Source organism: Pseudomonas sp. NFACC46-3 (assembly GCF_900114515.1).
GTDB classification, from domain to species: domain Bacteria; phylum Pseudomonadota; class Gammaproteobacteria; order Pseudomonadales; family Pseudomonadaceae; genus Aquipseudomonas; species Aquipseudomonas fluorescens_Q.
The window spans coordinates 1-14,794 of sequence record NZ_FOTH01000063.1 but is presented as its reverse complement, the minus strand read 5'-3'; the positions used below and the strand labels follow the sequence as shown (position 1 = coordinate 14,794).

The 14,794-nt window shown below is 61.7% G+C and carries 9 protein-coding genes; 2 read left to right on the top strand and 7 right to left on the bottom strand.

The features are described from left to right. Nucleotides 1–194 precede the first annotated feature (194 nt). From BM300_RS29270 to BM300_RS29250, 5 genes are all read right to left on the bottom strand, one after another. Nucleotides 195–659 carry an SRPBCC family protein gene (locus BM300_RS29270; protein WP_092150219.1) on the bottom strand — a complete coding sequence of 155 codons (465 nt, stop codon included), beginning with the start codon at nt 657–659 and terminating at the stop codon, nt 195–197. A gap of 32 nt (nt 660–691) precedes the next feature. Then, entirely contained in the window at nt 692–4,111 is a 3,420-nt protein-coding gene (locus BM300_RS29265; RefSeq protein ID WP_092413664.1) for a non-ribosomal peptide synthetase, read from the bottom strand. A 10-nt stretch (nt 4,112–4,121) separates the two neighbouring features. After that, complete coding sequence (locus tag BM300_RS29260) at nt 4,122–5,054, bottom strand: diiron oxygenase (protein ID WP_092150211.1); 933 nt, start codon at nt 5,052–5,054, stop codon at nt 4,122–4,124. Beyond that, a complete protein-coding gene (locus BM300_RS29255; protein WP_063323486.1) occupies nt 5,051–5,827 on the bottom strand; it encodes a DUF3050 domain-containing protein in 777 nt (258 codons plus the stop codon). The genes BM300_RS29260 and BM300_RS29255 overlap by 4 nt, the downstream gene beginning before the upstream one ends. Before the next feature lie 685 nt (nt 5,828–6,512). Then, nucleotides 6,513–7,205 carry a GntR family transcriptional regulator gene (locus BM300_RS29250; RefSeq protein ID WP_092349682.1) on the bottom strand — a complete coding sequence of 231 codons (693 nt, stop codon included), beginning with the start codon at nt 7,203–7,205 and terminating at the stop codon, nt 6,513–6,515. A gap of 271 nt (nt 7,206–7,476) precedes the next feature. Here BM300_RS29250 and lapG point away from each other — a divergent pair, with 271 nt between their 5' ends. Together lapG and lapD are read left to right on the top strand one after the other, a co-directional pair. After that, nucleotides 7,477–8,100 (top strand): cysteine protease LapG, encoded by a 624-nt coding sequence (gene lapG / locus BM300_RS29245; protein ID WP_371856198.1) that lies wholly within the window; start codon nt 7,477–7,479, stop codon nt 8,098–8,100. A 14-nt stretch (nt 8,101–8,114) separates the two neighbouring features. Beyond that, nucleotides 8,115–10,061, top strand: a complete 1,947-nt coding sequence (gene lapD / locus BM300_RS29240) for a cyclic di-GMP receptor LapD (protein WP_072347288.1) — start codon at nt 8,115–8,117, stop codon at nt 10,059–10,061. A gap of 245 nt (nt 10,062–10,306) precedes the next feature. Here lapD and BM300_RS29230 read toward each other — a convergent pair whose 3' ends face one another. Continuing rightward, complete coding sequence (locus tag BM300_RS29230; RefSeq protein WP_003196545.1) at nt 10,307–10,645, bottom strand: hypothetical protein; 339 nt, start codon at nt 10,643–10,645, stop codon at nt 10,307–10,309. Nucleotides 10,646–10,828: 183 nt separating this feature from the next. Beyond that, a partial coding sequence (locus BM300_RS29225) for a beta strand repeat-containing protein (RefSeq protein ID WP_139232401.1) occupies nt 10,829–14,794 on the bottom strand: 3,966 nt, incomplete at its 5' end.

The window sequence follows — 14,794 nt, the reverse complement described above, 5'->3', positions numbered from 1 at the left end:
CCTGTGGCGAGGGAGCTTGCTCCCGCTCGGCTGCGAAGCAGTCGTAAACCGGCGGGTGCGGTGTGTCTGATGCTCCGCATTTGGCAGGTTTTGGGGCCGCTTCGCGGCCCAGCGGGAGCAAGCTCCCTCGCCACGGGGTTTGTCGATTGCCTTGAGTGAACAGCATTAGCCCCACATCGGGGAAGGGCTGTGCCTTAGGCGAACATCTCCTGCACATTCCCCATCGCCTCATCGGCGAAGCCCTGGAGGAAATCCCTGAAGCCCGACGGCGTGTGGGCGTCGGTGTGGTCGGCGATGATGGTCCAGGTGGCGCGGCAACGGTTGTCCGCCAGGGGTTCGACGCGCATGGCCGCCCACAGGTTGTCGATGCCCAGGGTGTTGTAGATCAGCGTCCAGGTCATGTGCATGGCCTGGTCGTCACGGCTGTTGAGCTGTTCCACCACCAGGTTCTGCCCATCGCGGAAGAATTTCTTGCGCAGGGACCTCACGCCCTCGCCGGTCATTTCGATGTGTTCCAGTGCCGGAATGAAATGGTTGAATCCGCCAAAATCACCTACCACGTTCCAGACGCGTGCCGCGTCGGCCGCGACCTCCACCGAGGTTTCGACCTGGCAGGCTTGGGGGTTTTTGATCAGGGTGTCGGGTTGAAATGCACTCATGGTCTTGCTCCTTGCTTTGGGTTGAGGGTGTTTCAGATGAAGTCGATGGCCTTGAGGTACTCGGCGCCGCGCCGCAGCAGGGCCGGGGATTTTTCCGGGTAGCTGGCGCCCATCTGCCGCACGCCGGCGCGGGCGTTGTCGTGGCTGATCAGCGAGATGTCGCCGATGTCCTCCTCGAAGCCGTTGAGGTAGAAACCCAGCACGCCAAACAACGCGTTGTCGGCATCGACCCGCGCCAATTGCCGTTGCCACTCGGCGACGCTGACCAACGAAAACTCCCGGCCGCTGTCGCGAAACGAGGCGACATAAGCGTCCCAGCTCAAAGGCTGTGGGTTGTGCAGATTGAACACCGCGTGCGTCGGCTGGTAACGGCTGGCGTGGAACGCGATGAAGCGGGCCAGGAAATCCACCGGCATCAGGTCGAAATTGAGTGACAGGTCTGGCACCTGGCCGAGCTGGATCGAGCCCTTGAGCATCAGCATCAAGCGATTCTTGTGGGGCTGGCAGACCCCGGTCAGGCTGTTGAAACTGATGTTGCCGGGGCGGAACAGGTTGACCCACACCCCGCGATCACGAGCCCGCTGCAGGATCCGTTCGCCGACCCATTTGGACAGGTTGTAGCCGTTCTTGATGTAGATCGGCGGCGTCTCGGCGGCCGGCTGTTCCAGCACCTGGCCGTCAGCATCCAGGGCACTGGAGGCGGACAGCGTGGAGACGAAGTTGAAGATCTTCTTGCTGCGCCCTTCACACAGGCGCAGGCACTCGAAGATCGGCTCCACGTTGTCCCGCGCCAGGGACTCGTAGTCGAGCACATGGTTGACGTGGGCGGCGTTGTGCACCAGCGCGCCGAAGGTGCGGTCTATGCGGGTGTAGACGTCGTCTGGCAGGCCCAATTGCGGTTGGGTGATGTCGGCGGCGTACACACTGACGCGGTCCAGGTCCAGGTGGGTCAGGTGATTGTCCCGCAGGGCTTGGGAGAAGCGCTCGGCCGCGCTTTGTTCAGCGCTCGCACGCACCAGGCACGCGACTTCGGTGGCGCCCCAGGCCAGCAGTGCCTCGACGATATGCACGCCGAGAAAGCTGTTGGCGCCAGTCACCACCACTTTGTGCACATCGCCGCATTGGCTGATGGGCAGCGGATCGAGGTTGAGTTCGGCCTCGGCATCGATGAAGGCTTGGGGGCTGAGGATCGAGGCACTGTTTTGATCAGGATCGTCCAGCAACTTGGCCAAGGTCATCAGCGTCGGCGCTTCGATAAAGCGGTTGATCGACAGGCTGCGGCCGAACACCTGGCGGATGCTCAACAACAGTCGCGACAGCAGGATCGAATGCCCGCCGAGGTTGAAGAAGCTTTCGTCGGTGGCGATGTCCTCGACGGGTAGTTCAAGCAGCTCTGCCCACAGTTGCTGCAATTGCGTCTCCAGGGCGTTCTGTGGCTGGCGGCGTTGGCCATCGACCTGCACCTGCACCGCCATGGTGAGCAAGGCCCGGCGGTCGACCTTGCCGTTGCTGGTGTACGGCAGGCTCGGCAGTTCGACGTAGGCGGCCGGGTGCATGTAGCTGGGCAAGTTGTTCTGCACGTGATCGCGCAACGCCTGGAGGGCGTCGCCGGAGTGCTCGGGATGAACCAGGAACGCCAGGATTCGCCGCCGTTCATCGACCCCCACTGCCACTTGGCGAAACAACTGGCTATCACGCAGGCAGTGTTCGATCTCCTCGGGCTCGACCCGAAAACCGCGGATCTTCACCTGGTTATCGCGCCGGCCACACAGTTCGATGCCGTTGTCGGTCCACTGGCCGATATCACCCGTGCGATAAACCCGCAGCACTTGCCCGGTGGGCAGTGTCAGGTCGAGGTAGCGCGTCGCGGTCAGTGTCGGGTCATTCAAATAACCCAGCCCGACGCCTGGGCCGGCGATGTACAGCTCGCCGGGCACACCTTGGGGAACCGGCTGCAACTGTTCGTCCAGGATCAAGACCTGGCCATTGGCGATGGGCACGCCGAGGTTGCGGTTGTTGTCGCCGACGCCGAACTGTCGTGTGGTCGCCAACACTGTGGTTTCGGTCGGGCCGTAGATGTTGTGGAACTGGCATTGTGGCGCGAGCTGTTCGATCACGAACGGTTCACAGACATCGCCACCGGTGATCAGGTGCGCCAGGCCCAGCGGTGCATCAAGGGGCATGACGCTCAGCAGCGCAGGCGGCAGAAAGGCGTGGCTGATGTGCTGCTGGTGAATCAACGCGACCAATTGCTGCGGATCGCGGCGCTGGTCTTCGCTGGGCACCACCAGCAAGGCGCCGTGGATGAACGTCGGCAGGATATCCAGCAGCGACGCATCAAAGTTGATGGTGGAAAACTGCAACGCCCGGCTGTCGCGCTGCAACCCGACGTAGTCGCCGTACCAGGCACAGAAATGACTGAGGTTGCGGTGGCTGAGCAACACGCCCTTGGGCTGGCCGGTGGTGCCAGAGGTGTAGATCGCCACAGCCGGTTCGTCGCTGTCCACTGTGCGGCGAATCAACGAGGCTGGGATGCCTGGCTTGGGCGATGGCAGTTGATGGACATTCAGCGTTGGCACCGACAGGTCGCCCAGGTCGCTATCGCCGTCGTGCAGCAGCAGGTCCGCCTGGGCATTTTCCAGGATGAAGCGCCGACGTTGCGCCGGATGCTGCGGGTCCAGCGGCAGGTACACCGCCCCACAGCCCAGCACCGCCAGGATCGCCGCATACAGGTGCGCGGACTTGGGCAGGCAGACACCGATCACCAAGGGGCGCTTGGCCGCGCCGCTTAACCTCTGCAACATCGGCTGTTGCAACCCCAGCGCCAGGCGGCGCAAGGATTTGTAGTCGATGAATTGCCCATCGACCCACAGGGCTGGTTGCGCCGCGTCGTCGAGCATGCGCTGTTCAATGCTGTGCATCACCGGCATGTCGGCGGCGGCGAGCAGCCAAGGTACTGGCGGCCGATTGAGGCCGTGCTCGAACGCCAGCGGCTCCAGCGCGTCGAGCCCGAGCAGGGGCTGCTCGACAGCGTCAGCGTGCACCGTCGGCCAGTGATCGAAGCAGGTGTCATCCCGGGATAACTGGCTGACCAGCCGTGCGCCGGTCTCGACCACTGTCGCCAGGGTACGCAACCGCAGGGACTGACCGTTGCCATCGCTTTGCGGCGCAATCACCTCCTGGCACAACAGCCGCTGCGCGCCGTCGCGAAATATCACCATCGGTTGCGGCAATACCTCGCCGGGTAGCGTGCGCAGCACCACGCGCACCTGGAGGCATGAGCGGGCTTCAATGGCCCGCGGTGTCGTACCGTCGTCGATCAACAAGTCGACCATACCGTGGTTGGCCGGCGATTGCCGATCCACGATGCCGTGGCCGTGCAGCTCCAGTTCGCGGGCCAGTTCGGCCATGGCCTGGCTGGTACCAGGCACTGCAATTTCGAGGCGTTTCATCGAAAGGTCCTCATGGAGTCAGGTAATCAGCGAGGGCGTCGCGTACGCAGGGGGACGCGAGCATCGAGCTGCTGCGGAAAAAACGCGTGATGTTGCCCACCAACGGGTGAAAACGATTGATGGGGTAGGCCAGCGCACTGGCGTCTTCACGCAGCGATTGGCGTACCGATTCGTCAACGGGCAGGTGCGCGATCAGTTCGATGTCGAACGCTTGCTGCAGGTCGCTCGCCAGGTACTGGACGACGAACCCGGGCATCAAGCGTGCAATCGCCGCGCGGTCCTCTTCGGGCGCGGTGCGCCAGTAGATCTGCACCAGTCGCGTCCAGAAACCGGAGTGGCGGCCCTCGTCGAGCAAGTGATCGGCCATCAGTCCCTTGATCGAGGCCTTGACCGAGTCGTCCCGGGCGAAGGCCGCCACTTCGTTAGTGACGGTGTTCTCGGCAATGGCGATGCAGATCAGCTCCACGGCGCTGAGCAAATGTTCCGGCGCCTGGGCCAGGGTCGCCGGTATCGCGCGGCTGAGTTCGATCTGCCCCGGCAACGGGATCGGTGCGATGCCGGTCATGTCGATGGTCTGCTGCATGAAGTCCATCGCCACCAGCGCGTGATAATCCTCGTCCACCACCACGGTCATCGCGTCGTAGCGGCAGGCGAACGGGAATTCGATGCCGAAGCGGTTCTTGGCAATGCGGCGGGCGGTGTGGTCCACCAGTTCGGTCTCGAAAATCACCACGTCGTTGATGAACTTGTAAAGGCTCTGCACCAGCACAAAGTCGCGCAATTGCGGGCAGTGGCTGAGGAAGGTCTGGCTGTGCACCAGCGGCTGGCGGCTCATGGGGAAGATCAGCTTGTCGTCGTTTTCGACCCGCCGCCGTGGCCGGGTACGGATCGTAGCGCGACTTTCCCAAGCGTCGGCGAAGGATTGGTATTCGACAGCGTTCATGGCATCACCTGTGCAACCGGCTGGGTCATGCTCTGGCGCAAGCCATCCCACAGGGCCGCGCGGCTGTGGACAGCGGCGAGCGCGGCGACCAGTACTTCGGTTTCGCGCTGTGGGTCGCCATCGATCAGCCGGGCCAACAACTTTTCTGCCGCCGGGCCATGGTCTTCGGAATCGACTTCGATGTGCCGTTGCAGGTAATAACGAAAGGTCGGCGCCTGATCCAGGCCAATGCCCCAAGCGTCGAGCATGCGCTGGAACATCTGCGGGATGACACTCTCGCGACCGTGCACGAAGGCGGCGGCCACACTGTGGGCCGGTGCGTGCAGAGCGGTGTGCAAGGTCTGGCGGACAAACCGCGCCGCCGCCGGTTCGACCTCCACGCTGTCCAGCGCCGTCTCGGGGCTGACGCCTTCCTGTTGCAGGGTGATGAATTGCTCGATCGCGCGGGTATCGGCACCGATTTCCCGCATGGCGTCCAAGTACAGTTCGAAATGGCTGCAATAGCCTGCGCCGGGGCGGTCATCCGACTCTTCCCCCAGCACGATTTCATTGATCAAGCGTGCCGCGTGCGGGTCGGCCGGCGGCAGCCAGGGCAGGTGGACGCAGGTGAGTTCGCGTTGCAGCCGCTTGGTCAGCGACATAAAGTCCCAGACGGCAAAGACATGGCTTTCCATAAAGCGGCGTAACAGATCGATTGATGTAATCTCGGAAAAAACCGGGTGTTGGCCAAGTTCGTGTTTTTTCAGGGATAGTTGTTCTTTGGATGGCTGCATCGGAACGTCCTCATCAATGATGTTTTGTCCGGAAGGTTGCTCGTTGTTTAATTAAGACGAGCGGGAGCCTGAACCGGAATCCATGAATTACCCAAGTGGCTTAAGTGTTCGCTTTCAGTACGTGTTGTGGGCTTGTGTTGCCTGTGTTTAAAGGGTTTGTCAAAAAGCGAAAGGGTCGCAAGTAACGCGACGAATAAAAAGCTAATGCATGAAACAAGTTGTCGGCAAGTATTTTTTTAATTATTTAAAGTTGATGTTTTATTGGGCGCGAAGAGGGCTTTTAAAACTTTTTATATAAGTTTTATTTGGGCGAAGAAGCTCCTTCCGATTTGCGAGTATCAGAATCGAATAGTTCGAGTGAATGCCTCACTCGGAGCACTTCAGGGATCGGGGAGTTAATAACTTTTATGTTATGGGCAGGACGTCGGTCGGACATCCGATCATCCCGCCGGTTGGACGACGCTCCTTGCGTATTGGCTTCGATTCGTCTGGCCTCAGCCAGGCGTTGACTTCTTCAGGTCTGTTTTGAATCGACAAGCGCAAGAGTGAGCCCAAATCGATGGCAGTGCCATTGAACTGATGGGACGGCGAGTCGCGGCCACGGCCAGGCCGCGCCGCGCAGGCGACAAGTGAGTCGGAAGGATATGTAAGAAATTTTTACGCCGGACGGAGCGCCGACGTGGGATCACAGCTTCGACAACTGTTCCAAGTACCGGCGCATGGTGACAGAGGCTTTTTCCAGGTGCCGTTCCAGCAATACGATCGCTTTATCGATGTCTTTGGTTCGCGCGGCCTCGAGCAGCGCGCGATGATCGTCCTGGCTCAACTTGCCCAGGCCCATGGACGACAGATGAAAGCGCAGGAAGCGCTCTTCTTCATTGAGCTCGCGCTCGATCAGGTCCAGCAGCTTGCTGTTGGGGGCCTTGTGATAAAGCGACATGTGGAACAGCCGGTTGAGCTTGCCGATCTCGGCGTGTTCGGTTTCCGTCTCCAGCTGTTCGATGTACTGGGCGGCCATTGCCAGGTCGCTGTCATCGAGCAAGGGGATGGACAGGCGCAAGGCGAACGATTCCAGGACCGAACGCAGGGCATAGGTTTCTACCGCATTGTTGGTGATCAACGGTGCCACGACGGCGCCCTTATGCTGAACCACATTGAGCAGTGACTGCGCTTCGAGCTGGCGCAACGCCTCGCGCACCGGCATGCGGCTCACGCCGAACAGGTCGGCCAGTTCCTGCTGGCGCAGGGCGGTACCGCAAGGCAAGCGTCCATCGAGGATGGCCTCGCGCAGAGACTCTTCGATGATCGAGCGTGCCTGGTCAGCGGGAATGGGGCCGTTGATCTGGATAGTGCTGAGCGGTTTGGGCTTCTGTGTCACGACAACGCACCCTGATTGGTAGTAAAAATTGGATCCAGGCTCACGTTAGTTACAGGTTGGTGAGCCGTCAAAGTCTCTCGACCGGAGGTTCCTGAACTAAAGTTTAGTCTGCCTGCGGTGATTGCACCTTGCCATTGTCTTTTAGTGGGCCAGGCGTCACCATCCAACGAATTTCCAACGACCCTTTTCGGACGTATTTCCCTTGGCTGCACCGTTCCCTGTCCTCAGGTCCTTGCGCTGGCTATGTTCGGCATTGTTGCTGGCCGGCCTGATGCTGGGCGGCCTGCAGGCCGACTGGGACTTTGCGCAGATCAGCCGACGGGCGCAAGCGTTATATGGTCCCTTGGGCGAAGGTCAGCAACGGATCGACGCATGGCAGCAACTGTTGGCGACCCAGAAACAGATTCCGGAACTCGAACAGCTCAAGGTGGTGAACCTGTTTTTCAACAAACAGGTGCGCTACGTGGAAGACATCGACCTGTGGCGTGAAGTCGACTACTGGGAAACCCCGATCCAGGCCCTGTGGAAGGGCGCCGGTGATTGTGAAGACTACGCCATCGCCAAGTACTTCAGCCTGCGTCATCTCGGGGTGTCCAGTGACAAGCTGCGCATCACCTACGTCAAGGCCTTGCGGCAGAATCGTGCGCACATGGTGCTCACCTACTACGCCACGCCCGAGGCGATGCCGCTGGTACTCGACAGCCTGATCGACGGCATCCTGCCGGCCAGCCAGCGAACCGACTTGCTCCCGGTCTACTCTTTCAATGCCGAAGGGCTGTGGCTGCCGGGCGCCAAGGGCAACAAGAAAGTGGGTGACACCAAGCGCCTGTCCCGGTGGCAGGATGTGTTGAAAAAAATGCAGGCCGAAGGTTTTCCGGTCGAGACGACTAACTAGGAGCGCGCGCTCAGATGTCCTTGTTCAAACAGCTGTTGATCGCTATCTGTCTGTTCCTGGTGGTTGCCTTCAGCGGCAGCTTCATGGTCAGCCTGGAGAGCTCGCGAGCCCAGTACGTCAACCAGTTGCGCTCCCACGCCCAGGATGCGGCCACGGCGCTGGCCCTGTCGCTGACGCCGAACATCGACGACCCGGCGATGGTGGAGCTGATGGTCAGCTCGATCTTCGACAGCGGCTACTACGCCAGCATCCGCGTGGTCGACGTGGCCACCGACAGGACCCTCGTCGAGCGCACCGGCACGCCGGACGCCGGCAGCGTGCCGCAATGGTTCGTCAAGCTGATCGGCCTGGAACCGGCCGGTGGCGATGCCATCGTCAGCCGCGGCTGGGAACAGGCGGCGCGGGTTGAAGTGGTCAGCCACCCGATGTTCGCCCTCGCCAAGCTGTGGCAGAGCGCCTTGGGCAGCCTGGGTTGGCTTTTGCTGTGTGGCGCCGTGAGCGCGGTGCTGGGGGCCTTGCTGCTGCGTCGCCAGCTCAAGCCGCTGGACTACATGGTGCATCAGTCCCATGCCATTGCCCGTCGCGAATTCCTGAGCCTGCCGGAGCTGCCGCGCACGCCTGAACTGCGCCGGGTGGTGCAGGCGATGAACCAGATGGTCGAGAAGCTCAAGGCGCTGTTCCAGGAGCAGGCCGAGCGCAGCGAGAAACTGCGGGTCGAGTCCTACCAGGACAACCTCACGGGCCTGGCCAACCGGCGTTATTTCGAAATGCAGCTCAATGCCCGGGTGAGCAACCCGGAGCAGGCCAGTTCCGGTTATCTGCTGTTGTTGCGGGTCAAGGACCTGGCCGGTTTGAACCAGCGGTTGGGCGGGCAGCGCACCGACCAGTTGCTCCAGGCCGTGGGTGAGCAATTGCTGCGTGAATGTGCGCGGTATCCGGAAACCCACAACTTGGTCACGCGTATTCGCGGTGGAGAGTTTGCGGTGTTGGCACCTGGGCTGGTGCGCGAGGAAGCGTTGCAACTGGCGCAGAACCTTGAGGCTGCATTGGCGAGCCTGCATGCGACCGGTGCGACGGATGTGGCGTCGGTGGCCTCCATCGGGCTGGCGCCGTTCGTCCATGGCGACTCGCCGCAAGCGGTGCTGCAGCTCGGCGACCAGGCCCTGGCCCAGGCCGAAAGCCAGGGCGAACCGGGTTGGGCCTGCCTGGATCACAGCGCGGTGGCCAGCGTCGGTGACGATCACCATGCCTGGCACACGCTGCTCGACCAGGCTTTGAATCATCAGCGCTTCGAGCTGTACTTCCAGCCGGTGGTGGCCGCCCGGGACACCCAGGTGGTGTTGCATTACAAAGTGCTGTCGCGGTTGCTCGACGAGCAGGGCCAGACCATCCCTGCCGGGCGTTTCCTGCCCTGGTTGGAGCGCTTCGGCTGGACCGCGCGCCTGGACCGTTTGATGCTCGAACAAGTGCTCAGGCAAATGGCCGGGCATGAGCAATCCCTGGCGTTGAACCTGTCTTCGGCGACCTTGGCCGATCCGCAGGCGCTGAACAAGATCTTTGAGATCCTGCGGGCGCATTCCAACCTCGGGTCGCGCTTGACCCTGGAGATTGGCGAAGAGCAACTGCCGGAGCAAGCGGTGCTGGAGCAGTTGACCCGGCGTCTGCGCGAACTTGGCTTTTCCTTGAGCCTGCAGCGTTTTGGTGGGCGGTTCAGCATGATCGGCAATTTGTCGCGGCTGGGGCTGGCTTACCTGAAGATCGATGGCAGCTATATCCGCGCGATTGATCAGGAAAGTGATAAACGTTTGTTCATCGAGGCTATCCAGCGCGCGGCCCACAGTATTGACTTGCCGTTGATCGCCGAGCGGGTGGAGACGGAGGGGGAGCTGGCGGTGATTCGTGAGATGGGGTTGTTTGGGGTGCAGGGGCAGTTGGTTGGGGAGCCTCGGCGGTGGGGGTGATCCTGAAACATTGATCGTTCCACCACTCCGCGTGGGAATGTAGCCAGGGACGCTCCGCGTCCCGGAGCGATAGCGTAAGCCCATACAACACGATCCCCTGTGGCGAGGGAGCTTGCTCCCGCTGGCCTGCGAAGCAGGCCCCCAGCAGCTCTTCAGGCAGACCGCGTTGCCTGGTTTTGCGACTGCTGCGCAGCCGAGCGGGAGCAAGCTCCCTCGCCACAGGGATCGGGTTGTGTCATTTGAGGTTAGATCAACCCCTTCTCATCATCGTCGATCAACCGGCTCAACCCGCCCAAGGCTTCCCGGGCCTGGGTGCGGTCCATCAGCTTGGCCTGGGCCGCCGGTGGCAGGTCGGTGACGCGGATGACGCCTTTGCTGGTCAGCACCTGGATCAAGTCATCGAGTACCCGGATCATCTCCAGGTCGCTTTGTTTGAGCTGCTTGAGGCTGTTTTCCACCGCCTGGTTGGCGAACCAGTCCTGGATCTCGTGGTTGTCGGCCGGCAAGGTCTCGGTGGCCTCGGCGTAAGCGGTGGCTTCTACGCGCACCAGCAGGCCTTGTGCATCGCGTTGCACATAAAACATCGGGCATCCCTCATGTATGAAGCGGCGTCATGCTGGGCAGCATAGGCCAACTGTGGGGGAGTATGAACACTTATCCCGTGGCGAGGGAGCTTGCTCCCGCTGGGGCGCGAAGCGGCCCTGTTTTTAGGGGCTGCTGCGCAGCCCAGCGGGAGCAAGCTCCCTCGCCACGGTTTTGTGTCAGGTTCAGCTGTTGTTGTGATCGACCTTGATGGTCGGGTCGCTGCCGGCGATCAACGAGTTCAGGTTCACGTTCGACCAGTTGTTGCCTTCGAGCTTGATCGTCACGTCCGGGGTCGCGGCGCCGCCGTTGGTGGTGTTGAACTGGCCGGAAGTGCTGACTTGCAGCGACGACACGCCGTCGACCGTACTGATTTTCAGGAAGTGGTCGATAGTGCTGCCGCTTTCGCCCTGCAACAGATCCCGCAGGTCGATCCGGTCACCTTCGCCGGCGTTGAAGTTCTTGATCACGTCGGTGCCGGTGTCGCCGGACTTCCAGACAAAGGTATCGCCGCCCAGACCGCCGATCAGGGTGTCATTGCCCTGGCCGCCGATCAGTGTGTCGTTACCTGTGCCACCCAGCAGGATGTCATTGCCCTTGCCACCGTTGAGCGTGTCGTTGCCGCCCTGGCCGAAAATGATGTCGTTGCCGGCGCCGCCCAGCAGGGTGTCATTGCCATCGTGGGCACCGGACACATCGAACGCGGTGTAGTGTTCGGTGATGTACTGGTGCACGTTGCTGGTGGTGACCTTGCTGACGTCCACTCCGCTCTGTTGGGCGACGAAGGCCTGGATGGCCTGGTAGCCCTCGCCGGTAACGCCGTTGAAGCTCACCAGGTCGCCGAACAGGATGTCGTTGCCGTTGCCGCCGTTGACCGTATCGGCGCCCGGCAGGGTCGCTTCGGTGTGGCCGATGATCGAGTTGGCCAGGTTGTTCGGGTCGATGTTGGTCTGCGGCGACGAGTCCGAATCGTAGGGTTTGAGGTCGTTCAGGGTGACATCGCTGTTCAGGCCGATGGCTTCGACGGTGCTCAGGTTTTTGAGCAGCGTGAAACTGTCGGTCGAGCCTGCCGCCGAGTCGACGTAGTTCCAGTATTCGCCATAACCGGTGCCGCCCTGGTTCGACAATTCAAAGGTGCCATTGCCCTCGGCATGCACCACGCCCACGTAGCTATCGGTCCACTTCTTGCCGTTTTTGGTCGACAGGTACATCTTGCCGTCTTCGTAGATGGTGTACTTGTGCGTGCTGTCGATCGTCTGGGTGTAGTACTTGCCGACGCTGTAATTGGCCGCGCTCAAGACGTCATCGAGTTTGACGGAGTCATAAAGCGTCGGATTGACCTGTTCGTTGGTCTGGTAGTAAGTCGGCTTGCCGTCGGTAATGAAATACGTCAGGTTCTTCGCCCCGGTATTGTTCAGGGCTTCGGTACTCTTGAAGAAGTTCGCCGTGGTCTTGAACACGTCTTCATAGTTGGTACCACCGCCGGACACCATCGAGTCGAGCAGGTCCTTGAGCTGGGTCAGGGCGTCCGAGTCGTTGAGGTTGACCGAGACCGCGCTGTTCACCTGGCTGTCGAAGTCCGCGAGGAAAATATTCACCGTCCCGGAGTTGCTGCCCAGGCTCTGCTTAAGGGTGTTGAACACCGAGGTCAGCGAGGCCTTGGCCGCGGCGATGGACGAGTCGCTCATGCTGCCGGAGCTGTCGACCATGAAGGCGATGTTGTAGTTGACGCCCGGTACTACGGTCAGCCCGCCAATGTCGGCGACGACGATGTCGTTGCCGTCGGTGCCGGTGACGTTGTCACTGCCCGACGTGGCGGTGACGGCGTTATAGGTCGCCGGGTGCACGGTGACGGGGATCTGCGCCGTGCTTGTGGCCGAGCCGCCGAGGGCTTCGGTGGAGGTCGATGTCACGGTCAGGTTGAACTGGCCGTTGTAGTAGGCCGGCGGCGTCAGGGTCAGGCTGCCCAGGTTCCAGCCACTGACCGATGCTTCGCCGTTGCTGCCCACGGTCGCGAAGTGGCCCGCGCCATCGCTCAGCACACTGCCTTCGGGCATGCCGCCAATCTTCACGCTCAGGCTTTCGGAGCCGTCGGTGTCGGTCAGGGCGGTGGTGATTTTCGACAGGTGCACGCTGGTGCCTTCGGCGCCTTCGTTGAGCTTGAAGCCGTCGTAGTAGCCTTCGCCGTTGGTGCCGTGCAAATCGGAGACCGTCACGCCGGCGTTCGTCAGGTCGGTCACGCCGGTATACAACGGCACGCCGGCGCCGTTCAGGTCGACCGGTGTGCTGCCGTTGACCGACAGGTTCACGTCATAACTGCCCGGGCCGGTCTGGTTGTGGTGGTAGATGTCCAGGGTGTAGTAGCCGCTGGTGGTCGGGGTAAACGAACCGTTCAACTGACCACCCGCGCCCCAGGTGGTTGCCGCGACGGTTTTGCCGCCGATGGTGACCAGCAGGCTGTCGTCGCCGGTACCACTGAAGGTATAGGTCTTGCCGGCTTCGAGGAAAATCAGGCCCGAGGTTTTCGATGCAGTGCCCGGGTTGACGTTGCTGTCCGATTGTACGTTGGTCACGGTGCCGCTGCTGTTCGGCGTGCCGGCGGCATCGATAACCGACTTGAGCGTGCCGGACGGCGCGCCGCTGCCATCGGTGCCCAGGCCCGACAGGCCGGTCCAGACTTCCTTGATCAAACCGGTGGAGGTCACGTTGTTGCCGGCCACGTTGAGGGTCGGAGCGTCGGCGACTGGCGTGATGTCGATCTTCACGGTGCCGGTATTGCCCAGTGCCTGGCCGTCGGTTGGCTGGAACTTGACCTGTGCGTAGTCGGCCTGGTTGTTGCCCGTGCTGCTGCCAACATAACCATTGGCACCGGATTCGTTGGCGTCCGGAGTGAAGCGCAGCTTGCCGGCGTCGATGTCAGCCTTGGTGAAGGTCTGGTTGTTGGCCACGTCTTTCCAGGTTGCACCGTCCAGATACTGCAACTTGCCATCGGCCGGCAGCTCGGTGATTTTCACACCCAGGCTGGTGGCGGAGTTGTCCACGTCGCTGATGCCGAACGTCGACCAGCCGAGGACCAGTGAAGTGTCTTCGGTACCGGTCACCGCGCCGCCGGTGGCCACCGGCGCGTCATTGACCCCGACCACGTTTACGGTGGTGGTGGCGGTGTTGGAGTAGCTCGCGCCGTCGGTCACCGTCACGGTGATGATGCGCGGCACGGTACTCGGATCTTCGCTGTTGTTGATGAAGCTGATGTTCTTGATCTGCTGCATGTAGTCGGCCAGCGTCGCATTGCCCGTCAGCGTCAGGACGACCTTGCCGTCGGTGCTGTTGGCGTTGATGCTGATGCCATTGACGCTGTTGCCCAGGTTCAGCGCATCGCCAGGCTGACGGTTGGTCAGCACGATGGTCGCGCCGGTCAGCAGGGTGCTGTCCGGGTCAGTGATGCTCAGGTCGGTGTCGGCGATGGACACGCCCGGGCCGGTGGTGCCTTCGGTGAAGGTCACCTGGTAATCGGCACCGGTCTTGCCGCTGGAGTTGTTGGCGTCCAGGTCAAGTGCCGGTGGCGCATCGTTGTCGATGATCGAGGTGCTGACGCTGCCGTTGGTGCCGCTGACCGCCAGGTGCTCGAAGTTGCCACCGGTGGCCGAGTCGATCTTGACCACGAAGTTTTCGGTGCCTTCGGTGATCTTGTCGTCCAGCGTTGCCACGTTGAAGGTGGCGCTGGTGGCGTTGGCCGGGATCTTCACGGTGTAGACACCGGTGAAGTCTGTGCCGTCGGCGGCGGTGCCGCTGTAGACGATCTTGAGGGTCACCTCGGTTTGCGCCGGGTTCGTCAGGCTGACGGTATAGGTGGCCGCCTGGCCTTCGGCGACTGACGTGCTGCCAGTGATGCTGACGGTGGTGTTGTCGACAGTGTCGCCCACGGCCGTCGACGCGCCTGTCTTATCGACACCGATCGCTTCGAGGTTGCCGCCGGACGCCGATTTGATCGACTCGGTGACGGATGGTACGCCGGTGTAGACATCGTTGCCGACGGCGACGTCCAGCACGCCCGAACTTGCGCCCGCGGCGATGGTGATGGTTTTGCCGCTGTCGAGCGTGACCGTCACAGGACCGTTTTGCGCGGTGACTGGATTGCCATTGGCGTCGGT